We start from the raw sequence: 25,217 nt of genomic DNA, 5'->3' as shown, positions 1-25,217 counted from the left end.
TTATCGTATGTATTCAGCACCTTTTAATCAAAGTGGATTCTTCTCTTCTTTCAAACGAAAGATTAGAGCTTATCTTAACTAGCTACCCGAATAGAGGGCAATGGCTACACGTAATATCTCTTCCCACGGGATATTGCTTTTTCCTCCAAATGATGGGCAATTTGCGTTTATCGCATGCTTTTGAGCGTCAGTTAAATGCTCGCAACAGTTACGCTGAGCCCCCAGCCGGCTAACGCCATTAGCACAAGTCGCATATAAGCGGAATCTTATTTCAGCAGGAATATTAGGCTCTGCTGGCTTAGGAAGGCAAACACCATCAGGGAAGTGTGTTAACCCATTTATTGAACCGCATTGATACGGAGGTTGGTTAGATGCTGTATATTGAAAATTTTGTGCTATTGCAGGAGCAATCCACCCAAAAAGTAAAATTGCATTCAGCACTATTACCATCGCTATTTTATTCATAGACTCCACCCATGCATACAATAACTAAATAATTCCGATAGCTTTTATTAGTTAATTTTTCAGACATAATCGTCCACCTAGGCAGTAACAATTTCCAATTCATCACATATCTAAAAACCTGAATGAAGACAATAAAAACAGTCACATCAGTATATTTAGTTGGGCATTATAAATAATAGATATTAATAACAGTTACGTTCAATAATTAATTATCATTACATATAAATAACAAATATATCATTAGCAATATTCTGCTAGTGCTCCAAGAAAGTAATATTTTTCAGTATTACCAACTACGATCCTCAGCGATCTCACGATTAAAGAAAATAGTTCTGCCAAGGATTACTCATCAATTTCTTGCAATGCTTTGGCTCTTTGCTGACAGCATTTTTCTTGAATGAATTGCTGAAACTTACGAATGGTTGGACTTAAAATTCGGCGATCGGCACACACCATATAAAGCGGAGCATTCTCTCCGTCCCATTCTGGTAACACCCTTACCAACTTTCCATCAATTAAGTCTTGGCTTACGTCCATTAACGACTTATTAGCGATCCCACGACCATTAAGCGCTAACCGACGGATCACATCACTGTCATTACTCGATGGGTTGCCCTGAGCAAGAATAGTTTCTTCTTCCCTACCGTTTTTCTCGATATTCGGAAGTAATCGCCAGTTGTTGTATAAACTGTCTGATGTCATATAACACAAGCAGTTATGAGCCAGAAGATCTTTTGGAATCTTTAGCTCTGGATGTGAAGCAACATAATCAGGAGAAGCGCACAGTACTCTCGCGTTACTGCCGCACAATGGAATCGCGATCAGGTTCGATTCCGCAGGCTCACCATAGCGAATCGCAATATCGACAGGCTTAGAGTACATGTCTGTCAGGCTGTCAGAGAGTTCGACTTTTACCGATACTCGCGGATGATCTTCAATAAATTCATCGATCCAATAGATCAAGAGATTACGGCCAAAATCCGAAGGCGCTGCAAGGTGCAAGTTCCCCGATAATTCACCACGCGATGAAGAAATCAAATCTAAACCATCTTGCAACGTACTCAGTGCTAGAGAAGTTTTATCTAAAAATATTTCGCCTTCACTGGTTAGCCTCAAACTGCGTGTTGAGCGCACAAACAAAGGAAAACCGAGCTGCTCTTCAAGGCGCTTTGCCGAGGCACTGATCGCCGCTGGCGTCATGTCCATGCTGTTGGCCGCTTTGGAAAAACTGCCCTGCCTTGCCGTTTCGACAAAAATATTAAGATCGTTAAGTGCTTTCATTTACTATCCGAGCTAGTGTGAATAAACCGATAGTAAAAGATATGTACGCAGAGATAAATTGATAAATGACATGACGATAGTTTTAAAAGAATTAGATAGTAAGCAGAGTAGAAACAACACCTCATGCTTACTACCTTCAAGTTACTATTACCAATACATCACCGCACTTTCGCCTCTAACATGGCTATAGTAGAGGCGAATTCGTAAAATATATTCACGCCCCGCAACAAGACGTAATTTCAAACTGGCATTTCTACTCCAACCACTATCATCATCGCTGGCTACATGTTCCAGAGTACCATTATTATCTTCAAATAAGACCATAACTGTATCTGATAACCCAAATGTTTGAATTTGATATATTCTTGTTATTTCAGGTCTAATTGCCAAATTAATCTGCTCTGATGGGTTAATATTTAACCTTCTAGCTTCAAGAAACCTTAGTTCATCATATGGTGAACTATCTTCCGGATAAAATAGCCTTACTTGTTCCTTATCATTTTCTGATAGACCCGGCTCGGGATTTAGACCATTTTGGTATAGCTCTGGCCGCAATATTAACCCTCCACGGATACTGTATTGCATAATGGAATTTGGATCCCACTCAGACCCTTCAACACTTTCAGGGCTAAGAGTGCGAAGTACATTATGAAAGGTTTTTTCTCGTGACCAATAATTTGGTGGCCCCATAAAATAACGGTAAACAGCCTCTTCATCCCACTCAATACCTGAAAATGGATTTTGCTGAGCATGATTAAAGCCTAATGTATGCCCAATTTCATGTAAGGCTGTATCCATTCCTGACTGACCATTTAGCTTCCAGCCAAAGTTCATTGTTCTTTTGCTTTTAGGAATTCCCCAAATATCTCTACCAACATAAGACCAAGCTCCATCCCCTTGCTCAAAACCTATTCTTATGTCCGCTTCATCAAGACGATTTACCTTTGTAAATGAAAGCCCAATACCTACATTTTTCCATTCATCAAACGCATCTTCTACTATCCTTTGCTGCCCAAGATCCCCTTTCCATGGACCTTTTGTGAAAAAGCAGTATTTTAGCTCCGTTCCATTGACCCATTTTTTCTCTATTGTTCGAATTAAACTTTCTCGTTCAAATTCTATATCCTTGTCCAGTTCACGTACGGGAACGATAGGGAGTCCACAACACTCAGAAGAACCATCCTCATCATTATTTTGATCTTGGTGACAACAATATTCATGTTTACTTTCATTCCTAGCTTTCATTTCACGCTCAATAATTTGTAATCGAGTGCAAATTAATTCCAATTTATCATTAATATTTTCACCCGAATTTTTCTTACTATTATTCATCTATCCACCCTCTTTGATAAGTACCATCACAGTAATAACAATAAAGTCAATAGTAGTAATACCTTCATGAATGACCAAATTTAAAGACATAGGTGAACAAAAATGAAGTCAGTAAAGGTGTAGAGGATACTTAAAGAGAATTTATTTTAGACTCAGCATGATATGCCAGAATAATTAAAGTATTTATTCTGGCTTGTTTTATTTACTAGAAAAGCGCAATGGATGAAAGAATTTATAATTCAAATACATATACCAAATCATGTCATATAATTAATAGTTCTATCTATTTTTAACATCACAACCATTCAGCACAAACTGAGTTAAGAACTCAGCGGCTTCTGCGTAATCTTCGTTATCCAGCTCGTCTTTGTCCATCACGTTACAGATCTGCCAGCTGAAATCGGCGTACGTCTGAGTCGATGCCCAAATGGTGAACATCAAATGTTGTGGTGATAACTTGGCAATGGCACCTTGCTCTACCCAACTTTCGAATTTCGCGATGATCATCTTAGACTGGGCTAACAGCTCATCAGCAATGTCTTGGGGAAGGTATTTTGCTCCCGACATCACTTCATTCGCAAACACTTTAGAGGCGTATGGGTGATCTCGTGAAATACGCAATTTCGTTTTGATGTATTCCGTTAGCGCTTCCGCCGGATCGTCTAATTGTTCAATAGGTTTAGACGCCTCTAACAAAGGCTCAATCACGCTTTCTAACACCGCGCGGTATAAAGCGTCTTTGGCTTTAAAGTAGTAATACACGTTTGGTTTAGGGATATCTGCTTCTTTGGCAATATCCGCCATCTTGGTTGCCGCATAACCTTGCTGTGCAAATAATCGACAAGCCACATCAATAATAAGGTCTTGATTTTTTGCTCTAATCCGTGACATTAGGTTACCTTCTGAACTCCTTTTAACGCATAGTAATGTATCCGTAAGAAGGGATAAAGCCTTCGATTTCTATTACATTAAAAATATGAATAAAAAAAGGGAATAACAAGCAATACCTATCCTGTTATTCCCAAAAGGCATGAACACCATAAAAGTCATACCATGAACTTCTGTCAGCGCTTTACTCACCAAGGAGTTAAATCGCGGGGTTAAAAATTAGCTTGGCAAAATTAAAATCGCTCTAAAATCGTTAACATTGGTGAGTGTCGGGCCTGTGGTGACCAATCCGTTTAAATGAGAAAAAAAGTGATAACCATCGTTATTATCGAGGAAGTCTTGCGCTTTTAGCCCAAGCACTTGGCTTTGCTGAAAAGAGCTTGGCGTAATTAACGCACCTGCGTTGTCTTCTACGCCGTCGATCCCGTCCGTATCAGCTGCTAATGCATAAATCTGCGCATGGCCTTTCAATTCATTAAATAAGCTCAGTAGAAATTCGCTGTTTCGACCACCACGGCCATTACCCGTTACAGTTACTGTGGTTTCCCCGCCAGAAATCAACACACAAGGTGCACTAAACGGTTGATTATATTTTGCAATTTGTTTAGCAAGGGCAGCGTGCACTTTTGCTACGTCTTTCGCTTCCCCTTCCATACAATCACTTAAAATATGCGCAGGGATCCCCAAACTTTCTGCCTTTTTGGCACTAGCCTCTAATACCGATTGAGGCGTCGCAATAATATGGAATTCGCTATTGTCCAAGCATGCATCGCCTTCTTTCACGGTTTCAGATTCTGGGTTGTTTAACCATGAAAACACTTCCGGAGAGATATCAATTTGGTAACGCTCCAGAATAGCTAATGCTTCAAATCGCGTGGTCGGATCCGCCACCGTCGGGCCAGAGGCAATCACACTCGGGTCATCACCCGGTACATCCGAAATTGCCAGAGAAATGAGTTTGGCAGGAAATACGGCTTTCGCTAATCGCCCACCTTTAATGGCCGATAAATGCTTACGCACACAATTCATCTCATCAATGGCTGCCCCTGATTTGAGCAGCGCTTTGTTAATGGCTTGCTTCGTACTTAAACTGATGCCCGGTGCCGGTAAGCTCAATAACGCCGAACCGCCCCCCGACATTAAACAGATCACCACGTCTTTGTCTGTCAGCCCAGAAACCAACGACAAGATACGCTCGCCCACTTCTTTGCCCGCCGTATCTGGCACTGGATGCGCCGCTTCTATCACTTCGATGGTTTTACATGGCGTAGTGTGGCCATAGCGGGTCACCACCACGCCCTCTAATTCCCCTTGCCATACTGCTTCAAGCTCGGCAGCCATCGACGCTGCTGCTTTGCCTGCCCCAATCACCACTGCTTTTCCTGTTGTGTCTTCGGGTAAATACGGCGCAATATGGCCTTGCGGCAGTGCCTCTTCGACAGCACATTCAAAAAGGGATAACAATAATTGGCTTGGTTCAATATTCATGCATAAGCTCCCTGCTCATCAGAGTGTATTCGCCGTTGTGGTCTATTAGCCGTAACAAGAGCGACTGGTGATATCTCGTCTTAAAAACAAAAAATAAGTATAAAAAAGAAAGAATCCCGAAGCAGAACTCGATGGCCTGTTACATTAAGTAAGCTGTCTACCAGCAGCTACTTACACCCAGTTGCTTCGGGAACGCGCGTAAAGGAGACTAAATAACGCGTTTTATTTAAATATACGCTTGAAGTATTACCGTGTTACCTAAAGAAAAATTACTATGACGTTTAACTATGTATCAAATAGCTATGTATCAAATCATGTATCATAAAATTAAGCATCAGAGCCTATTTTCTGATGTCATGATGAGCCAATTGCTCGATAGCACAAATCAGTGCCGAGTGATCCCAATTTTCACCTCCCATTTCTACACATTGATCAAACAAACCTTGGGTCATTACCGTATTTGGTAAACTCACTTGCAGCGCTTTCGCCCCTGAAATGGCCAGGTTTAAATCCTTTTGATGAAGCGCAATTTTAAAGCCCGGATCAAACGTGCCGTTGATCATGCGCTCGCCATGCACTTCTAAAATTTTAGAGTTGGCAAAGCCCCCCATTAACGCCTGACGAACACGCGACGGATCGACTCCTGCTTTTGAGGCGAATACCAGAGCTTCTGATACGGCTTCAATGTTTAGCGCAACAATGATTTGGTTCGCCACTTTACACACTTGGCCCGCACCGTTGTCGCCCACTAATGTGATGTTTTTGCCCATAACTTCAAACAGCGGTTTTGCTTGCTCAAAGCTGGCTTCTGAGCCACCGACCATAATAGTTAGCGCTGCGTTAATCGCACCCACTTCACCACCAGATACCGGAGCATCTAAATATTGAGCACCAGACTCTTCCACGCGTTTCGCGAACTGCTTAGTTTCTACTGGCGCGATTGAACTCATGTCGATCACCAGTTTGCCCGCACTTACCCCTTCTTCAACACCATTTTTCCCAAACAGAACCTCTTCCACTTGTGGTGTGTTTGGCAGCATTAAAATAATCACGTCGGCTTGTTCAGCGGCCGCTTTAGGAGTAGCACACACCTCTGCACCGCCATCGACCAGATCTTGCGGAGCTGCATTGTGATGCTCAGAAAGAACCAACTGATAACCCGCTTTTTGCAAATTTTCAGCCATGGGTTTCCCCATAATACCAGTACCAATGAAAGCGATGGTTGATGCTGTGTTTGAAGTTATTGCTTGCGTCATGGTTCTCTCCTTAAATTTGATTAAATGATTTTAGCCAGCCAAGCCCTGCTTGAGTGGTGGTTTTTGGTTTGTATTCACAGCCCACCCAGCCCTGATAGCCAATATCATCAAGATGTTGGAACAAGAAAGCGTAGTTAATCTCTCCAGTTCCCGGCTCATGGCGGCCAGGGTTATCAGCCAATTGAACATGTTGTATTTGGCTAAGATTCTGGCTAAGGGTTGGCGCAAGATCCCCTTCCATGATCTGCATGTGGTAAATATCGTATTGCACACGCAAATTTGTACTGCCCACTTGCTCAATCACATCCAGCGCTTGCTGAGTATTGGTTAAGAAAAAGCCAGGAATATCGCGTGTGTTAATGGCTTCAATCACCAAGCTAATGCCTGCTTTTTCAAGCTCATTCGCGGCAAACGTTAAGTTTTGTACAAACGTAGCGGTTGCTTGTTCTTGGCTTACCCCATCAGGCACAATGCCCGCTAAACAGTTCACTTGGCTACAACCCAGTGCTTTTGCGTATTCAATGGCTTTTGGTACACCTGCTTCAAATTCAGCGGTTCGACTTGGGTCAACGGCGATGCCACGATCCCCTGCATCCCAATCGCCTGCCGGCAGGTTAAACAGCACTTGCTGCAAGTTATATTGCTCTAGCTTTTGCTTAATCGCATCGGCTTCAAAAGCATACGGGAAAAGGTATTCTACCCCTTGAAATCCCGTTTCTGCCGCCAGCTCAAAACGATCTAAAAAATCGTATTCTGTGAATAACATGGATAAGTTTGCTGCAAATCTTGGCATCCTATGTCCCTTCTTGTTATTGGCTTAAAATTATTGATTGAATGTAATGGCTGTTGGCGCGTCTTCACTGCCTTCTGCCAACGGTTCAAATTCGTTGATGTTGTTAATTTCTGTTCCCATCGACACGTTAGTCACACGCTCTAAGATCAGCTCAACCACAACAGGCACTTTATGTCTATTCATCAAAGTCTTGGCTTGTTCGAAAGCCACTGAAATATTTTCAGGCTCTGTTACTCGAATGGCTTTACAACCCAAACCTTCAACCACCGCCACATGATCAACACCATAACCATCCAGCTCTGGAGCATTCTGGTTTTCAAACGCCAGCTGGACACAGTAATCAATATCAAATTGGCGCTGAGCTTGGCGAATCAAACCTAGGTAGGAGTTGTTCACCACAACATGTATATAAGGCAAGTTAAACTGTGCCCCTACAGCTAGCTCTTCAATCATGAACTGGAAGTCATAGTCACCCGAAATAGCAACGATTGGGAGATCTGGATCCGCCGAACGTACCCCTAGCGCTGCTGGAATGGTCCAACCTAGCGGGCCAGCCTGACCACAGTTGATCCAGTGTCGCGGCTTATACACATGCAGGAACTGAGCAGCGGCAATTTGTGATAAGCCAATGGTACTCACGTAACACGTATCTTCACCGAACGCTTTGTTCATTTCTTCATAAACACGCATTGGCTTCATTGGAGCTTCTTCAAAGTGTGTTTTACGAAGCATGCTTGATTTACGGTGCTGACATTCGCTTAGCCAATCGCTGCGATCTTTCAATTTGCCTGCGTTTTTCCATTCAGTGGCCACTTCTACCAATAGCTCTAGCGCGGCTTTCGCATCAGACACGATACCGAGATCCGGGCAGAATACGCGGCCAATTTGGGTTGGCTCAATGTCAATATGAACAAACTTACGCCCTTCCGTATAAACATCTACCGAACCGGTATGACGGTTTGCCCAGCGGTTACCAATACCAAATACAAAATCAGAATTAAGCAGTGTTGCGTTACCATAACGATGCGCCGTTTGTAGCCCCACCATACCCGCCATTAGCTCGTGGTTATCTGGGATCGAGCCCCAGCCCATGAGTGTTGGGATCACGGGAATATTCGTAATTTCTGCAAAGCGTTGCAGCAACTCAGACGCGCCAGCATTAATCACACCGCCACCTGAAACCAACACAGGATTATTTGAGTCATTCAGCATACCAAGTGCTTTTTCAATTTGGCTGCGACTTGCTGTTGGTTTATACGCTTCTAATGGTTCGTAAGTGTCGATATCGAACTCAATTTCCGCTAATTGAACATCCAGAGGTAAATCAATTAACACCGGGCCCGGACGACCAGAGCGCATTAGATGAAATGCTTGCTGAAACGCCCTTGGCACTTGCGCAGGTTCCAGTACCGTGGTGGCCCACTTCGTCACTGGCTTAGCAATAGTTTCAATATCTACCGCTTGGAAATCTTCTTTATGTAATCTTGCGCGAGGTGCTTGGCCTGTAATACACAAGATTGGAATTGAATCTGCCGATGCCGAGTAAAGGCCGGTGATCATATCGGTTCCCGCGGGGCCTGAAGTACCAATACACACGCCAATATTCCCTTGTGTGGTTCGTGTATAACCTTCAGCCATGTGAGAGGCCCCTTCAACATGGCGGGCCAGAACATGATCAATCCCCCCTAAGTTTTTCATTGCAGCATACATAGGGTTAATCGCCGCTCCCGGCACACCAAACGCAATGTCTATACCTTCACGCTTTAACACTTCAACTGCTGCTTCTATCGCTTTCATTCTCGCCATACTAAACTCCATTTACAGATTGTATACAATTTCAATCATGATTGTATTCTAAGCATTGTTATGAAAATTAAGCAAGGTTTGATTTACAAATAAACAACAATATTTGTATTACATTTCCGACAAAACCCAATGAAAACGATAAAAATCAAACGAATAATAAAAAATTAATTTTTTATCAACAGCGAACAATGAAAACAAAATGTTAAATATTTTTTGCTTTATTCAAAGTAAAGAGATATAAACATCAATAGATAACAACAATAAATGTACACAATAAAAATTATTATTGTTTTAAAGGAGACAAACATATGATTTCAAATCAAAGAACAATGGAGCAACAAGGAATGAGGATTGATGTACTTGGCGATACAAGTAGAGATGAGTATCAACAAATTTTATCCACTGAAGCACTCGCTTTTTTAGATAGCTTAGTAAGCCAATTTCAGTCGAAACGTGATGAATTATTAGCCGCACGTGAAGAGACGCAACGTCGTTACGATAATGGTGCACTTCCGAATTTTCGTGAAGATACACGCCATATAAGGGATGACAAAAGCTGGCAAATTGCTGATATTCCAGGACCACTACAAGATCGTCGAGTAGAGATCACCGGCCCTATTGATCGAAAAATGGTGATCAATGCTCTGAACTCTGGTGCAAAAGTCTTCATGTGCTGTTTTGAAGATGCTTCTGCTCCAACATGGCAGAACATGGTTGAAGGCCAAGTTAACCTACGTGATGCCAATGCCAAAACCATCAGCTATTACGATCAAGCCAAATCTAAAAAGTACACATTAAACTCAGATCCCGCTCTACTGATTGCCAGACCTCGTGGTCTTCACCTACCAGAAGATCATATTCACTTCAATAATCAGCCTATTGCAGGTTGTTTAATGGATTTTGCTCTCTACTTTTTCCACAACTACCAAAGCCGAGCTAAACAAGGGCTTGGTGTGTACTACTACATTCCAAAACTAGAATGTATGGAAGAGGCACAATGGTGGGATGATGTATTTCGCTTTACTGAAAACTACTTCAACGTTGAAACAGGTACCATTCGCGCAACAGTATTAATTGAAACCCTACCGGCTGTTTTCCAAATGGATGAAATTCTTCATGCGATGAAGGATCACATTGTGGCCATGAACTGTGGTCGATGGGATTATATTTTCAGTTATATCAAGACTTTAAATAATCACTCAGACAAGATCTTGCCTGATCGCCACACCGTTTCCATGGACAAACCTTTCTTAAATGCTTATAGCCAACTGCTGGTTCGTACGTGTCATCAGCGTGGTGCACTGGCGATGGGAGGCATGTCTGCTTTCATCCCTAACAAAGATCCTGAAGTCATGAAACAAGTATTGGCTAAGGTAGTGGAAGATAAGCAACGCGAATCCCTTAACGGCCATGACGGCACTTGGGTTGCTCACCCACATTTAGTGGATACCGCCATGAACATTTTTAACGAAAATCTGACCGGCAGAGCAAACCAGCTGGACTTCGATTCAAGCTATGTTGGCGAAATCACCGCAGACACTCTATTAGCTCCAAGCGATGGTGTACGTAATGAAGAAGGGGTGCGTAAAAATATTCGTATTGCCCTGTATTACATTGAATCTTGGATCCAAGGGATCGGCTGTGTACCGATTTACGGCTTAATGGAAGATGCTGCCACCGCCGAAATTTCTCGTGCCAGCATTTGGCAATGGATCCATCATGGCATTCATCTCGATGACGGCCAAGTCTTCACTAAAGAACTATTCCGTAACTGGCTATACCAAGAGTTGGATACCATTAAATCCGAAGTTGGTGAAACCCGTTATCACAACGGTCGTTTCGAAGAAACTGCGAAACTCTTTGATGAGATTTCCACCTCCCCCGACTTCTCGGCCTTTTTAACCTTACCAAGTTACTCATTATTAACAGATAAACATAAATTAACCTAACGTCACTTACTCTGTTTGCTGTTATTTACACTGTAAATGGCAGCAAATGTGTAATACGAGAGACACAGTCAGGAGATAACATGATCAGTTTGACACTTCAGCAAGCTCTGGCGATCACCCACGGCACTTTTGATGCCGGCGTATCTCAGAAAAGCGCCCCACTCACCGTTGCAATACTCGACAGTGGTGGGAAACTTATTTCCCTTCAAAGACAAGATGGCTCTAGCATGATGCGCCCTGATATCGCTATTGCTAAGGCTTGGGGTGCCCTCGCTCTTGGCTGCTCCTCTCGTAAATTGGCGCAAGATGCCGATAACCGACCCGCCTTTATTTCGGCAGTAAACGTACTGGCTAATGGCAATATGGTTCCTGTGCCGGGTGGCTTATTAATTAAAGACAGTGAACAAAATGTGGTTGGCGCTGTTGGCGTCAGTGGAGATTTGTCTGATCTTGATGAAAACTGCGCTTTAAAAGGTATTCAACACGCCGATCTATATTCTGATGAACTGTAGTTCTATACCTAAAAACATAAAATGTGACAACGTCACCTGAAAATTAAAATTCTATAAAATAAAGGCTTACAGCACTCCGTTTTAAGCCTTATCTCACATCCGAATAAAACTCAACAAGTTAATTACAACTTGCGCTTTGTCATGTCTGATACAAAATCTCATGCAGTAATAACATACTGATTATTAATCATTTGTTTAATATCATATTTATCAAAAATTGTGTTACAAAAGTGTGAATGAATAATTGACTTTTAAGTCAATGTGAACAATTATTGACCTAAGAGTCAGAAAAATTACAGCCTACAAGGAGGTCTCTTGATTAAGTTCTTACTCAACCAGACAGTGCAACAAGAAGATCAACTCTCGCCAAACATGACGGTGTTGAATTACCTGCGTACGAAAGTGAATAAAACGGGAACAAAAGAAGGTTGTGGTTCTGGCGACTGTGGCGCATGTACCGTGGTTCTGGGCGAACTTGTAGATGGACAATTACAATATCGCTCTGTGAACTCATGCCTAACGTTTGTTTCTGCCCTACACGGCAAACAATTGATCACAGTAGAAGATCTGCAAAACAGTCAAAGTCTGCACCCAGTACAACAGGCTCTGGTTGAGTTTCATGGCTCACAATGTGGTTACTGTACACCGGGCTTTATCATGTCAATGTTTGCTCTGGGTAAAAACCACCCAAATGCAAATAAAGAAGAAATTTTAGAGTCTCTTGCCGGTAACCTGTGCCGCTGTACTGGCTATCGCCCAATCGTGGATGCGGCCATGTCGTTAAGCCAAGAGAAACCGATTCTTGATCAGTTCACCCAACTCGAGCAGAAAACCATTGCCGCTCTAAAAAGTTTAAGTGATGAGCCAGCAACCCTTGAATTCAATAACTTAAAGAGTTTTTCACCAACCAGTACTGATGAGCTAGCTCAATTGCTTCAAGATCATCCTTCAGCACGAATCGTCGCTGGTGGTACTGACTTAGCATTAGAAGTCACGCAATTTCGCCGTGAAATAGAAACCTTAATCAGCGTTAACAACGTTGAAGACATGAAAGTGCTGGAAGAAACAGACAAAGAGATCGTGATTGGTTCAAACCTGCCAATCAGTGATAGTTATCAAATGCTCAGTCAATATTACCCCGATTTTGGGGAGTTGCTGCATCGCTTCGCCTCTTTACAGGTTCGTAACCAAGGTACTTTCGGCGGTAACGTGGCCAATGCTTCCCCAATTGGTGACGCACCACCACTGCTGATTGCACTGAATGCAAAGCTGAAATTACGCCGTGGTAAGCAAAGCCGTATTATTCCAATTGAAGACTATTTCATCAGCTATAAAGTAACGGCTCAGCAAGCTTCTGAGTTTATTGAACAAATCATTATTCCAAAACCAGAAACAAACAAAGAATTTAAAGCGTACAAAATATCCAAACGCCTTGATGATGACATCTCTGCGGTGTGTGGTGCGTTTAATTTAGAAATTCATAAAGGCACGGTGGTGTCTGCCCGAGTTGCTTTTGGCGGCATGGCAGCAACCCCAAAACGTGCCTCAGGATGTGAGCAAGCCTTAATAGGTAAAGCATGGTGTTTAAGCACGGTCAAAGCAGCAATGGTGAGCTTAGAGTCTGATTTTGAACCACTTTCAGATTTCAGAGCCAGTAAAGAGTACCGCAGTGCAACCGCCGCTAACCTGCTCTACCGTTTCTTCATTGAACAGCAAAATACCAACAACCAAATTGAAACAAGGGTAACGTCTTATGTCTAATCATAATCAAACAGCCATGAGCTATGACGACATGCTCACGCTGTATAAAAAGGATTTAAAAACGGGTGTAGGTAAAAGTGTTAAACACGACAGTGCTGCCAAACAAGTGACGGGCGAAGCCATCTACATTGATGATCGTTTAGAGTTTCCTAATCAGCTTCATGTTTACGCACGTTTAAGTACTCACGCCCATGCCAACATCACCAAAATAGACGTTAGCCCGTGTTATGAATTTGAAGGTGTTGAAATCGCCATTACCAGTAAAGACGTACCAGGACAACTAGATATTGGTGCGATCTTACCGGGTGATCCTCTCCTTGCTGATGGAAAAGTTGAATACTATGGCCAGCCTGTGATTGCCGTTGCGGCAACCGATATTGAACTCGCACGCAAAGCCGCTCATGCCGCGATTATCGAATACGAACCACTGCCTGCGGTACTGGATGTAAAAGAAGCCTTAGAGAAAAAACTGTTTGTCACAGAAAGCCACCAGCAAAAACGTGGCGACTCTGATACTGCCATCCAAAATGCGGCCCACGTATTAGAAGGTGATTTAGAAATCGGCGGCCAAGAGCACTTCTACCTTGAAACACAGATCAGCAGTGTAATGCCAACGGAAGATGGCGGTATGATCGTGTATACCTCCACTCAGAACCCGACTGAAGTGCAAAAACTGGTATCGGAAGTGATTGGCGTCCCTATGCATAAAGTCGTGATCGACATGCGTCGTATGGGGGGTGGTTTTGGCGGTAAAGAAACCCAAGCCGCCAGCCCTGCCTGTTTATCCGCCGTTGTGGCGCATTTAACGGGTAAGCCAACCAAAATGCGTTTGTTCCGTACCGAAGATATGATCACCACGGGTAAACGCCACCCTTTCTACAATCAATACAAAGTGGGCTTTGATGACAACGGCCGTATTGAAGGGATTGATATTGTCGTCGCTGGTAACTGTGGTTACTCACCAGACCTGTCCAGCTCGATTGTCGACCGTGCCATGTTCCATTCTGATAATGCTTATTACCTAGGTAACGCTACAGTAACCGGTCATCGCTGTAAGACCAATACGGCATCCAACACTGCTTACCGTGGTTTCGGTGGCCCACAAGGCATGATGACCATTGAACATGTGATGGATGAAATTGCCCATTACCTAAAAAAAGATCCTTTAGAAGTTCGTAAAGTGAACTACTACGGCCACGACGAACGTAACGTTACTCATTATTATCAAACCGTTGAAGATAACTTCATTCATGATATTACCGCCCAGCTAGAGGAAAGCAGTGAGTATCATGAACGCCGCAAAGCCATTGATGAATACAACAAAATCAGTCCGATTCTAAAAAAAGGCATAGCAATTACCCCAGTGAAGTTTGGTATTTCTTTTACCGCGACTTTCTTAAACCAAGCTGGCGCACTGGTACATATTTATACGGATGGCAGTATTCACCTTAACCATGGTGGTACTGAAATGGGGCAAGGGCTGAACACCAAAGTCGCCCAAATTGTAGCGCAAGAGTTCCAAGTTGATATTGAGCGCATCCAAATTACCGCAACCAATACCGACAAAGTGCCAAACACCTCGCCTACAGCGGCATCATCAGGGGCGGATCTCAATGGTAAAGCGGCACAGAATGCGGCTCAAACCATTAAAGGTCGCCTTATTGAATTTGCCAGCAGCCACTTTAAAGTCAGCCCAGAAGAAGTCACTTTCAGCAACGGTATGATCCAAATTCGCGACACATTGATGACATTTGAAGAGTTCGTTCAGCTCGCGTATTTCAACCAAGTGTCCCTATCGAGTACGGGCTTCTACCGCACACCGAAGATTTACTATGATCACGAACAAGCTCGCGGTCGCCCGTTCTATTACTACGCTTACGGCGCTTCTTGTTCAGAGGTCATCATCGATACCTTAACGGGCGAATACAAAATCTTACGCGTGGATATTTTGCACGATGTGGGCGCATCACTGAACCCAGCTATCGACATTGGCCAAATTGAAGGTGGCTTTATTCAAGGTGTTGGCTGGTTAACCACGGAAGAGTTGGTATGGAACGATCAAGGTCGATTAACCACTAATGGTCCGGCGAGTTACAAAATCCCAGCCATTGCCGATATGCCAATCGATTTTCGCACTCACTTGTTAGAAAACCGCAGCAACCCTGAAGACACCGTCTTTAATTCAAAAGCCGTTGGGGAGCCACCGTTTATGTTGGGTATGTCGGTATGGAGCGCAATGAAAGATGCCATCACCTACGTGGCAGACAATGGCGCCATTCCTAAGCTAGATACACCAGCTACCCCAGAGCGCGTACTGTGGGCAGTAAAAGCCGTTCAGCAAGAGGAAGTAACAGAGCAAGAAGCCACTGTAGAGCTGAATAAAGAGTAATTGAGTACCGAGCCCCTTGCTCTTTGCCTTCCCCCGACTTATTGAAGGCAAAGAGCAACTTACAAGGAGTTTATTATGTTCAACGACAACTGGATCCATGAGCTAGCAAAACTAGAACAAAAAGGCGAAGCTTGTGTCATGGTCACGGTATTGGAAGACAAAGGCTCAGTCCCCCGCGATGCTGGCACTAAAATGCTGGTCACTCGTGACAAATTAATTGCCACCATTGGCGGTGGTCATTTAGAGCATTTAGCCACAAAAATGGCCCGTGAAATGCTGTTAATGGGCGATAACCACTTAAAAATAGAACGATTTAACCTAGGTGCTCGCCTCGGCCAATGTTGCGGCGGCATGGCTACATTAAGCTTTGAGCCTATTGGCCAACAACAGAAACACCTTGTTTTATTTGGCGCAGGCCACGTTGCGAAAGCACTGCTGCACATTGTGGCGACGCTTCCATTCAAAGTCACCTGGGTAGATGAGCGTGAAGAAGAATTTCCTGACTCTCTGCCTGCCAGCGTCACCAAACTGGTGAGTGATGATCCCGTCGCCGAAATCAAATCCATGCCAACCAACAGCTATTATTTGGTCATGACCCACAACCACCAGCTGGATTTTGAGTTAACCCGCGCGATTTTGAACCGCAACGACAGCGCCTACTTTGGCGTGATTGGCTCAAACACCAAGCGCAAAAAGTTTGAATATCGTCTAACCGAACGAGGTTACGATCAAGCCGCCTTAGAGCGCATGATCTGCCCTATCGGTATTGCTGAAGTGAAAGGAAAACACCCAGCTGAAATAGCTGTTTCTGTTGCTGGCGAGCTGATCGCTCATTACCAGAATGCACAACACAACAGCACTGAAAACGCCGAGAAAACACTGGAACAAACGCAACAAGCCATCAATAAGATTGCGTAACCCACACGAAAAGGAATAGAACAATGACATCCGAGAAAGTTGCTTATCACTCTGCCATTTTGCACAGTATCGCCGATCCAAAAGATGTGGGGCTAGATAACTCCTATCAATACTTTAACGATGGCATCATGGTGGTTGAAAACGGCCACATTACCGATATAGGTGCTGCCAAAGACGTACTGAGCCGACAGCCAACCGATCTTGTGATCAAGCAGTTTGCCAACAAGCTGATCACCTCAGGCTTTATTGATACTCATATCCATTACCCACAAACGGGGATGATTGCCTCTTATGGTGAGCAGTTGCTCGACTGGCTCGAAAACTACACCTTCCCAGAAGAACAGCGCTTTCAAGATCCAGAATACGCAACGAAAGTGTCGAACATCTTCTTAGATGAGCTCGCTCGCAACGGCACAACCACTGCCCTTGTTTTTGGTACTGTGCATAAAGAGTCTGTCAATGCGTTTTTCACCGAAGCCAAAAAACGCAAACTAAGAATGATCGCAGGTAAAGTGCTCATGGATCGCAACGCGCCAGAGTATTTAACCGACACGCCTGAAATGGGCTACTACGACTCTAAAGAGCTTATCGAACGTTGGCACCACAACGATCGCCTATTGTATGCAGTAACGCCACGTTTTGCGCCGACAAGTACCAATGAGCAGCTAGCAACGGTAGGACGCTTATTAAAAGAATACCCAGATGTGTACATGCACACCCACCTCTCTGAAAACAAGAAAGAAATTGAATGGGTATTGGATCTATTCCCTGACCGCGACAGCTACCTAGACGTATACGACTATTATGGCCTACTGCACGATCGCTCTGTATTTGCCCACGGTATTCACTTATCAGACTGCGAATGCCAACGCCTATCAGACACCGGCTCAGCCATCTCTTTTTGTCCAACATCCAACCTTTTCTTAGGCTCAGGGCTATTCAACCTACCTAAACTAGAAAAATTCAATGTGAACGTGGGCATGGGCACCGATGTGGGTGCGGGGACCAGTTTTTCCATGCTTCAAACCATGAGTGAAGCTTATAAGGTCATGCAGCTGCAACAAGAAAAACTGCACCCGTTTAAATCTCTGTTTTTAGCCACATTGGGTGGTGCTAAAGCATTACGCTTGGAAGATAAAATAGGGAACTTAGAAGTTGGGAAAGAAGCCGACTTTTTAGTGATGGACCTTCACTCTACCCCACTGATGACGTTTAGAATGGAACAAGCGAAAACTCTTGAAGAACAGCTGTTTGTTTTGATGAGCTTAGGAGATGACCGAAGCATCGCTGAAACCTATGTTTATGGTGAACAAGCGTATAGTAGTAAGTCTAAATAAAGCGTAAAAAACTCAATCGTACTAAGCCCGTATCTTTTTGAATGCGGGCTTAAAATGATAAAGGCGAATAAAATCATTGATCATGGTTGGAGTTTACCTCTTCTTACAAGCTACTATTATTGCAGCTCTCTGATTTTCAGGTTTAATAGCATACTGGGGATACAACTCAGTTAATGGTAGCCTTATAATATATTTCTTATCCGAATTAGTTAAACCTATAACATAATCCATTCTCTCATGCGATAGTTCAATATTCCTAAGGTAAGCATGATCAATGCTAGCGTGGCCAGAAACAAAGACATCTATTTGTTCATAACCATATCTCTCTATGTAATCGTCATACCGCCTCTTTATATATTTACCTATCGCGTTTTTTTTCATATCAGTATTAATTTCCCCCATATCAATACCAAACACACTTTTTTTGCTATTAATATCAACTTCTCTTTTATCAAAAAAAATAGTAACTTCACTTACATCACCTATTTTATCTTTATAATAAAAGTCTTTAGTTATATCAAAGCTAATAAAATCCCTATCAATAATTAAGCTATATTCTAAAACTACATTATCTGAATTATTCTCAAAACTAGCCTCTAGGTAATATGACCCCGGTTCTCCATTTTTCGCTTTATCATAACATCTAATATAGTCACCCAAAAAATCACGCCCATCATTGATATTTTCCTTATTATAAAACACATAAAATGAGTTATTATTTGTCAAATTTTGTTTGCTACTATTAATACTTTTACAATCATCATACTTGTTCTTTGATATACAATTGACATTTTTAATTGGAATCCACTTTCTTGTCATACTATTTACATTTATTTCTGTAGAGTCTAATTCATCAACTAAATAGTAACCACTAAATATAGATATCAATTTATACTTATCGTTCCAGTTTGTATAAACAACTTCATTAAATTCAGGCATGATTTCATTTTGAATTTCCAAACCAATCCAATCCAATCCAATCCAAACTAGAAATGTCATACAAATAAAGAAAAAGATATTTAATACTTTCTTTGGGTTAGTTATTTTTTTACTGGTTCTTTTTGATTTAACCCCATAACCTGGAGGAGTAAAAAAAATGCTTCTTACTAAACGTCTTACTAGTACATATAAAAAATAGAATATAATTAAAATAATGTAGAAAAATATTGATGTAAATGAAAATAAAAATACATCTTCTTGAGATATATATCTATACCATTCAAAAAAATTTACGTCAAAAAAAAATAAATAATTAACAAACCCATATACATATGCAATAGAAACTAACAATGTCGGGTATCCCAGATTAAATGTATCTACCCATAAAATGAAATTTGATTTCTCTAAAATTTTTGATTCTTTCAACCTATCAATCCATGAACTAAGATCATCTTGCTTCTCTTGAGCTAAGGATATCAATTTTCTTGCTTCTTCTTCAAATTTTAATTTCTTAATTATTTCATTTTTGTTTTTATTAAAAGAGGTACGATTAAATAAACTTAAAGAGATATTTAATATTTTCATATCATAATAATTTAATAAATTAACTGATGAATTCAATTTATTACTAATATCAATAATTTTACAATCAATAGATGATAATTCATCTTTTATTTTTATCATTTTATTATCTAGGCTATTTTTTTCAAAAATTGTTTCTTCCTTCAATCCATTTAACCTTTTAATAATATCACTAAAATATTCATCAAAAGATTCAATGTAACTTTCTCCTTGAAAAAAATCTTCCTTTTTAACCTCTCTATTGAAATAATGAACTATTCCTTTTAATTTACAATCAACAAACTTTTCAAAAAACTTTTCTTTCTTTATGAATTTTTTATAATCAATAAGTATCTTCTTCCTTTTCACCTCACCTTGATTATCTTCGTAGAGTAATTCTTTAATACCTTTAAAGTAATAATTTAATTTTATTTTTATGATTTCTTTATTGTCACTATAGTAATTAATACCGTTATCTATATTAATTACTACACCCGACAAATTAACAAAAGACTTACCATATTCATTTAATTTAATAGAAAAAAAACTAAGATCTTTACATAGTAACTCTTCACATGATTTAATATAATACATTAAATCTATTGCTCTTCTTTTAGATTTAGTTATTTCTAACTTAATGCTTTCACTTCTAGCCTCAATCTCTCTAATTACCTTCTCATTAGTCGAAAGTTTATGAAACACTATATTCTCTATAATATTAATTTCATTTATTCTATCTTTAAAACTTATAATGTTTTTTTCTTTAATCTCATCCACATAACTTAAGTTACGGACTTTTTCTTCTACTAATTCCACCTCTCTTCTTATCACACATAAATCGTCATCAATATTATTTAATATCAACTCGATCATTCTTATATGATTTTTTATATTGTAGTATTCCATATCTAATTTACATCATTGTTAATAAAATTCAAAGGATAGCAAAATTCATACCCCTATTAATTTTCAACAAGTTAATGTTTAAACTAATCTAAAATGTAAAAAAAATGACACGAGTGCCTTTATAACAAGACATAAATTCAACATAAATCATTTAAAGTCAAACAGTTAAATAAAATTGAAGTTGTAAAATTTACAGGTATATATGATATATACTTGAATAAGAATGACTTTATTTTTTAAAAATACACACAACTTGATTTTATAAATCCCATTAAGGGTGTAATCATGTTGACTCTCACTTTTTAAGGTGTACCATCACTTCTCTAACCCACATAATCGTAAAGGAGATGCACCATATGACTTCCATCAAGCGTATGCAGCAATGTATCTTCTTTCTGATCGCCTACCTTAAGCGCCCCCTGCTCGCTTAGCTGAGGCAGTGAAGACATTTTAATTCACTGCCGCATGACAAACTCATCACTTCACATTAATCCAGAACTTTTACTGGTGAGTTCTGTGTGATTTTTTCATGCGAAAAGCTTCAATTCGATTATTGAAGTCATTTTATAGCGCGCTTCCAAGTGGCACTCATAGTTTAAGTAATATAGCTGTTTATATAATACTGCGGCTTAAGTACTAATGAATGATATGGGCTTAAACGAAATACCTCTTGGATGCGCTGCCTTTATAAGCTAATGAACTGAACCATTCCGCAATACAGACAGGTTCATTAAAGCGAACAGGAGTCACAGCGATGACAGTAAAACACTGGTCTAAAATGGAAATGCTCCATGAGACAGTCAAAAACAAAAATATCTCAATTAAAGGGACACACAGCTACTACAGCGATGCCTACGACAATGGGTTCGAGCAATCTGTAGTCCGCTACCTTCATGGCGATGAGATCAGTAAGCACTGGGAGCCTAGGTGGGAAATAGATAAGTTAGCCATTGGTGACTATGTTTGCATTGGTGCCGAAGCCGTGATTTTAATGGGTGGAAACCACACACATCGCGCAGATTGGATTTCCCTCTACCCGTTTATGGATAACATCGAACAAGCGTATGAATCAAAAGGCGATACAATACTAGGAGACGGCTGCTGGATTGGAATGCGAGCTATGATCATGCCCGGCGTACACATTGGTGAAGGGGCCATCGTAGCCGCAAACAGCGTCGTCACAAAAAGTGTCGAACCCTATACTGTTGTTGGAGGAAGCCCTGCAAAGAAAATTCGTTTACGTTTCCCTGAAGAAGATATCAAACGCTTACTCGCTATGAAGATTTATGACTGGCCAGAAACAAAATTTGAAGCCTTACGAGATGTTATTTGCAGTAATAATATTGATGCTCTTGAACGGGCTCATTCCCAGTTTCAAGAACAAAAATAAGAGGCTTTAGCGAGTTAAAAACACCACTGTAATTGCATCTAAAGCAGGTGCAATTACACCCTATAGTGATATCTCTTCCACTCTGCTCAATGAAACTCTAAGCACATGCAATATAAACAAAATTTTGTACTCACAAGCAGGCTGAGATCGTCTCTGTTATTGAATTAACCTTTTGAAGCACTACGATTAATAATATAAGCAATTTCAAAGGCGCTTCTATTATGTTGCAACAACTAAAAGCATTAGTGTTAGCGAGTCTTTTCATAGCCAGCGCCTTGGCTGTTGCAGACGACAGTGTTTTGCCAAAAACTACTCTCTCACCGAGCCATACAATTCGTATCAGTGCTGGTGAATGGCCACCTTTTATTGGCCCCAACCTTGAAAATAATGGCTTTATTGCCGAAATCATCAGAGAAGTATTTGCAACGCAAGGTTATCAGGTTACGTTTCATTTTCTGCCGTGGTCGAGAGCCTATCACGAAGCCAAAGTAGGTAACTACGATGCCACTGCAATATGGATGTACGACGAAGAAAGAACCAAGGATTTCATCTATAGCGATCCCGTGAGTAATGAGGAGTTTGTCTTTTTTTATCATGTAGATAGTGAATTTGACTGGCACGAAATTGAAGACATTAAAGGCATGCATTTGGGTGGTGGATTAGGCTATAGCTACGGTGAAGAATTAAATGAACTGATCGAAAATGAAGACGTAAAAATGAGCCGCGTTAATAAGCTCCAACAGAATTTACTACGTTTAGCACACAAGCGAATTGATTTATTACCCGAAGAAATACATGTCGCTTACCACATGCTTAAACAGCAAGACCCAAAAATCCAGCGACAGATCACTCATCATCCTATGCCATTTCTACTTAATGCTAACTATCTGTTGATTCCTAAAATAGGTGAAAAAAGCCCTGAAATCCTTTCCATTTTCAATCAAGGATTAGAAAAGTGGAAAACGGGCAATAAAACCCATTCGCAATAATGCCCTATTATTTAACATTTAAAACTCTTCATCCAAAACATGGATCTCCGGAAATTTATCATGAAAGGCACCTTTCGCCGCCATAAAACCAAAAGTATAGGGGCTTACTACCAGCCCTTCACGCGCTTTTCGATCCTGACTGTGGCCAAGTAAGTTAAACATCCAATCATCCAGCTTGTGAGTGATGTCCAAAAACTCTTCATGGGTCAGCTCTGCTTTTAATGTAATCAGAAACGCCTGATCATCTTCGACTGGTAAATCAATCACCCTTTCCTGCAAACGAGTCAGTACTTGGCTGGTAAAATAAATCGGGTATTTTGAGCCTTTTTCAAAAGAGGTATGTGTGGGCACACAAAGCTTACACTGGTTATCAAGCCCTAGCTTAATCAGGCCAACCTGTTCTAACTTCCTTAAATATAAGTACGTTGATGCTTTGTCTAACTGGTGACGCTCTGCAATCTCTTTTGCTGTTCGGTGCTCTGTTAACTCAATCCAAAAAGTATGTAGAGCTGGGCAATCAAAAAATGCCTGATCTTGCTCTTTGGTAAACAAGGGGACGGTGTTGATATTGCGCTCCGCCTCTTCCAGCAGTTTCGATAATGTCAACTTCAAGAAAGCACTAATAGCAATGAGCCTTTGCATTGAAAGTGATTGATGGTTATTCAGCAGTCGCTTAATGCTCACCTCAGAAATACTCAAATGACTTGCCAGCTCTCGGTACGACATCCCCTCTTTCTTCAGCTCTCTTTTGAGAATACTGCACACCTCTTGTGCCAATCTGCTCTCCATAACTCCCCACCATAACTCTAATCGACACCATAAGTATCAATATACTACCTTTTCCATAAAACCATTGAGCAAAAGAATCATGGTGAGAGACTGTTCATGTTTATAAAAATAGATAGAGAGACAATACATGGATAGAAATGCGCTCACGCTCCGCTATGGCTTTCACCAAGCTCTGCACTGGTTAATTGTCGGCATTGCCATCCCTGTATTGGTGCTAATCTTCCAATCTCGTGGGCTCAACCTTCAAAAAATAGGCCTAGTCATGGCGGTATGGGTTGGCAGTACCGCCGCATTAGAAATTCCCCTCGGTGGTGTTGCAGATAAATACGGCCGTAGAAATACGTATTTATTCTCATTATTGGTTAATGTATCGGGCTGCATTACTCTGTACTTTGCAACGGATCTTAAGCTTTTACTCTGCGCTGCATTTTTACTGGGTAGCGCCCGCGCCATTTACTCAGGCACCCTAGATGCTTGGTTTTACGATAGTTTCCAGAGTCTTCCGGGAGAGCAGGCATTTTACAACGCTGTTGCCAAAGTCAATGTAATGGTCACGATTGGACTCGCAGCCGGCTCACTCATTGGGGGGTTACTGCCGGATTACGTTACCAGAGCTTCGCTAGAAGTTGGCACTGTTTATGATTTGAATATCATTTTAGTTGGCCTTGCTAATCTCATGTTATTTACTCTTACTTTGTTCATCATTAATGAGAAAAGTGCTTCTCAGCCTACTTCTGTAGACAGTAAATCAAATAACCTCGTTCGCCATAGTATTAATGTGATCAAAAAGTCGTTTACTCACCCTGTATTAAAAAGGCTAATGCAAACCACCCTTGTCTATGGGATGGTATTAAGCAGTGCAGAGAATTTTTGGCAGCCTTATTTATCAGAAATCGTCAATAACACTGGCTATGGCGTGGCTGTATTTGGAGTAATTTCGGCTCTGTATTTCCTTATGTCTGCCGCTTCATCACTCGTATCTGTACCGTTACTCCGCCTCTTTGATGATTCACATAAAATGCTTATGTTTGCCACTCGTGGGTTATCTGGCCTTGTGTTCGTTGCATTAGCTTTCAGTGACAATTTGTATTCCTTTACCTTCTATTACCTTACCTTTTTCTTCTTATTTACTGTTGGTAATAATTCCGAGAGCGTTTTACTGAATGACAATACACAAGAAAGCGATCGCTCTACCATGTTGTCGATTAGCTCTTTTATCGTTACTTGCGGTGCTGTTATTGCCTCACTCTTGCTGAGTTATGTATCAGAGCATTATGGCATTACTATCAACTGGGTAATGTGTGGGATGCTGCTGACAATAACTTCGGTATTATTTGTTTTCATTCCAGAGAAAAACACCGCAGTAAAGGCTTAGCGTAATTATCTTGGTATCACCGCAGACGCCATTACTTTATTCAGATATAAAAAATCCGATATCTATCCCATGTAATAGATATCGGATTTTATG

Annotated in this window: 19 protein-coding genes and 1 pseudogene; 9 read left to right on the top strand and 11 right to left on the bottom strand. The window is 41.2% G+C overall.

The window, feature by feature from the left end; translation table 11 throughout:
• Window positions 1-78 precede the first annotated feature (78 nt).
• The 8 genes from MHO82_RS01110 to gcl form a co-directional block, all read right to left on the bottom strand.
• Window positions 79-465: a hypothetical protein gene (locus MHO82_RS01110; protein WP_239182005.1), complete on the bottom strand. Its 387-nt coding sequence runs from the start codon at window positions 463-465 to the stop codon at window positions 79-81.
• A 342-nt stretch (window positions 466-807) separates the two neighbouring features.
• Entirely contained in the window at window positions 808-1,746 is a 939-nt protein-coding gene (locus tag MHO82_RS01105) for a LysR family transcriptional regulator (RefSeq protein ID WP_239182004.1), read from the bottom strand.
• Window positions 1,747-1,893: 147 nt separating this feature from the next.
• Window positions 1,894-3,078 carry a matrixin family metalloprotease gene (locus MHO82_RS01100; protein ID WP_239182003.1) on the bottom strand — a complete coding sequence of 395 codons (1,185 nt, stop codon included), beginning with the start codon at window positions 3,076-3,078 and terminating at the stop codon, window positions 1,894-1,896.
• A gap of 279 nt (window positions 3,079-3,357) precedes the next feature.
• Window positions 3,358-3,969: a TetR/AcrR family transcriptional regulator gene (locus MHO82_RS01095; RefSeq protein ID WP_239182002.1), complete on the bottom strand. Its 612-nt coding sequence runs from the start codon at window positions 3,967-3,969 to the stop codon at window positions 3,358-3,360.
• Window positions 3,970-4,185: 216 nt separating this feature from the next.
• Window positions 4,186-5,454: a glycerate kinase gene (locus tag MHO82_RS01090; protein ID WP_239182001.1), complete on the bottom strand. Its 1,269-nt coding sequence runs from the start codon at window positions 5,452-5,454 to the stop codon at window positions 4,186-4,188.
• Window positions 5,455-5,795: 341 nt separating this feature from the next.
• Complete coding sequence (locus MHO82_RS01085) at window positions 5,796-6,710, bottom strand: 2-hydroxy-3-oxopropionate reductase (RefSeq protein ID WP_239182000.1); 915 nt, start codon at window positions 6,708-6,710, stop codon at window positions 5,796-5,798.
• 10 nt (window positions 6,711-6,720) lie between these two features.
• Complete coding sequence (gene hyi / locus MHO82_RS01080; RefSeq protein WP_239181999.1) at window positions 6,721-7,503, bottom strand: hydroxypyruvate isomerase; 783 nt, start codon at window positions 7,501-7,503, stop codon at window positions 6,721-6,723.
• 30 nt (window positions 7,504-7,533) lie between these two features.
• Window positions 7,534-9,309: a glyoxylate carboligase gene (gene gcl, locus MHO82_RS01075; protein WP_239181998.1), complete on the bottom strand. Its 1,776-nt coding sequence runs from the start codon at window positions 9,307-9,309 to the stop codon at window positions 7,534-7,536.
• Between the two features lie 329 nt (window positions 9,310-9,638).
• On the opposite strand from gcl, the gene aceB reads away from it, so the two are divergent.
• The 6 genes and pseudogenes from aceB to guaD all read left to right on the top strand — a co-directional run bounded on the left by aceB (window position 9,639) and on the right by guaD (window position 18,175).
• Complete coding sequence (gene aceB / locus MHO82_RS01070; RefSeq protein WP_239182271.1) at window positions 9,639-11,258, top strand: malate synthase A; 1,620 nt, start codon at window positions 9,639-9,641, stop codon at window positions 11,256-11,258.
• Between the two features lie 80 nt (window positions 11,259-11,338).
• Complete coding sequence (locus tag MHO82_RS01065) at window positions 11,339-11,770, top strand: heme-binding protein (protein WP_239181997.1); 432 nt, start codon at window positions 11,339-11,341, stop codon at window positions 11,768-11,770.
• A gap of 315 nt (window positions 11,771-12,085) precedes the next feature.
• Window positions 12,086-13,531, top strand: a complete 1,446-nt coding sequence (gene xdhA, locus MHO82_RS01060; protein WP_275440445.1) for a xanthine dehydrogenase small subunit — start codon at window positions 12,086-12,088, stop codon at window positions 13,529-13,531.
• Window positions 13,524-15,920, top strand: coding sequence for a xanthine dehydrogenase molybdopterin binding subunit (xdhB, locus tag MHO82_RS01055; protein WP_239181996.1), 2,397 nt, complete (start codon window positions 13,524-13,526; stop codon window positions 15,918-15,920). The genes xdhA and xdhB overlap by 8 nt, the downstream gene beginning before the upstream one ends.
• Window positions 15,921-15,995: 75 nt before the next feature.
• Window positions 15,996-16,760, top strand: a pseudogene (gene xdhC / locus MHO82_RS01050) (xanthine dehydrogenase accessory protein XdhC); the annotation flags it as partial.
• Between the two features lie 101 nt (window positions 16,761-16,861).
• Window positions 16,862-18,175: a guanine deaminase gene (guaD, locus tag MHO82_RS01045; protein WP_239181994.1), complete on the top strand. Its 1,314-nt coding sequence runs from the start codon at window positions 16,862-16,864 to the stop codon at window positions 18,173-18,175.
• 93 nt (window positions 18,176-18,268) lie between these two features.
• Here guaD and MHO82_RS01040 read toward each other — a convergent pair whose 3' ends face one another.
• Window positions 18,269-20,581: a hypothetical protein gene (locus MHO82_RS01040; RefSeq protein WP_239181993.1), complete on the bottom strand. Its 2,313-nt coding sequence runs from the start codon at window positions 20,579-20,581 to the stop codon at window positions 18,269-18,271.
• 323 nt (window positions 20,582-20,904) lie between these two features.
• The gene (locus tag MHO82_RS25730; protein WP_275440444.1) at window positions 20,905-21,030 is read right to left on the bottom strand and encodes a hypothetical protein; all 126 of its coding nucleotides are present in this window, start codon (window positions 21,028-21,030) and stop codon (window positions 20,905-20,907) included.
• A 305-nt stretch (window positions 21,031-21,335) separates the two neighbouring features.
• Here MHO82_RS25730 and MHO82_RS01035 point away from each other — a divergent pair, with 305 nt between their 5' ends.
• Together MHO82_RS01035 and MHO82_RS01030 are read left to right on the top strand one after the other, a co-directional pair.
• A complete protein-coding gene (locus MHO82_RS01035; RefSeq protein ID WP_239181992.1) occupies window positions 21,336-21,971 on the top strand; it encodes a CatB-related O-acetyltransferase in 636 nt (211 codons plus the stop codon).
• A gap of 221 nt (window positions 21,972-22,192) precedes the next feature.
• Complete coding sequence (locus MHO82_RS01030) at window positions 22,193-22,960, top strand: transporter substrate-binding domain-containing protein (protein ID WP_239181991.1); 768 nt, start codon at window positions 22,193-22,195, stop codon at window positions 22,958-22,960.
• 18 nt (window positions 22,961-22,978) lie between these two features.
• Here MHO82_RS01030 and MHO82_RS01025 read toward each other — a convergent pair whose 3' ends face one another.
• The gene (locus tag MHO82_RS01025; RefSeq protein ID WP_239181990.1) at window positions 22,979-23,749 is read right to left on the bottom strand and encodes a helix-turn-helix domain-containing protein; all 771 of its coding nucleotides are present in this window, start codon (window positions 23,747-23,749) and stop codon (window positions 22,979-22,981) included.
• A gap of 127 nt (window positions 23,750-23,876) precedes the next feature.
• Between MHO82_RS01025 and MHO82_RS01020 the strand changes: the two genes are divergently transcribed.
• On the top strand, window positions 23,877-25,124 hold the full coding sequence (locus tag MHO82_RS01020; protein ID WP_239181989.1) for an MFS transporter: 1,248 nt from the start codon (window positions 23,877-23,879) through the stop codon (window positions 25,122-25,124).
• Window positions 25,125-25,217: the final 93 nt, after the last annotated feature.

Origin of the sequence: Vibrio sp. Of7-15, from assembly GCF_022347565.1 — a bacterium.
Taxonomy (GTDB): domain Bacteria; phylum Pseudomonadota; class Gammaproteobacteria; order Enterobacterales; family Vibrionaceae; genus NORP241.
This window is presented reverse-complemented; position numbering and strand designations above follow the sequence as displayed.

Coding starts and splice junctions, on each gene's coding strand:
- MHO82_RS01085 (WP_239182000.1), bottom strand. CDS start 6,710: ATGACGCAAGCAATAACTTCAAACACAGCATCAACCATCGCTTTCATT.
- MHO82_RS01100 (WP_239182003.1), bottom strand. CDS start 3,078: ATGAATAATAGTAAGAAAAATTCGGGTGAAAATATTAATGATAAATTG.
- guaD (WP_239181994.1), top strand. CDS start 16,862: ATGACATCCGAGAAAGTTGCTTATCACTCTGCCATTTTGCACAGTATC.
- MHO82_RS01020 (WP_239181989.1), top strand. CDS start 23,877: ATGGATAGAAATGCGCTCACGCTCCGCTATGGCTTTCACCAAGCTCTG.
- MHO82_RS01090 (WP_239182001.1), bottom strand. CDS start 5,454: ATGAATATTGAACCAAGCCAATTATTGTTATCCCTTTTTGAATGTGCT.
- gcl (WP_239181998.1), bottom strand. CDS start 9,309: ATGGCGAGAATGAAAGCGATAGAAGCAGCAGTTGAAGTGTTAAAGCGT.
- xdhB (WP_239181996.1), top strand. CDS start 13,524: ATGTCTAATCATAATCAAACAGCCATGAGCTATGACGACATGCTCACG.
- MHO82_RS01065 (WP_239181997.1), top strand. CDS start 11,339: ATGATCAGTTTGACACTTCAGCAAGCTCTGGCGATCACCCACGGCACT.
- hyi (WP_239181999.1), bottom strand. CDS start 7,503: ATGCCAAGATTTGCAGCAAACTTATCCATGTTATTCACAGAATACGAT.
- MHO82_RS01035 (WP_239181992.1), top strand. CDS start 21,336: ATGACAGTAAAACACTGGTCTAAAATGGAAATGCTCCATGAGACAGTC.
- MHO82_RS01025 (WP_239181990.1), bottom strand. CDS start 23,749: ATGGAGAGCAGATTGGCACAAGAGGTGTGCAGTATTCTCAAAAGAGAG.
- MHO82_RS01110 (WP_239182005.1), bottom strand. CDS start 465: ATGAATAAAATAGCGATGGTAATAGTGCTGAATGCAATTTTACTTTTT.
- MHO82_RS01030 (WP_239181991.1), top strand. CDS start 22,193: ATGTTGCAACAACTAAAAGCATTAGTGTTAGCGAGTCTTTTCATAGCC.
- MHO82_RS01095 (WP_239182002.1), bottom strand. CDS start 3,969: ATGTCACGGATTAGAGCAAAAAATCAAGACCTTATTATTGATGTGGCT.
- MHO82_RS25730 (WP_275440444.1), bottom strand. CDS start 21,030: ATGTCTTCACTGCCTCAGCTAAGCGAGCAGGGGGCGCTTAAGGTAGGC.
- MHO82_RS01105 (WP_239182004.1), bottom strand. CDS start 1,746: ATGAAAGCACTTAACGATCTTAATATTTTTGTCGAAACGGCAAGGCAG.
- MHO82_RS01040 (WP_239181993.1), bottom strand. CDS start 20,581: ATGGAATACTACAATATAAAAAATCATATAAGAATGATCGAGTTGATA.
- aceB (WP_239182271.1), top strand. CDS start 9,639: ATGGAGCAACAAGGAATGAGGATTGATGTACTTGGCGATACAAGTAGA.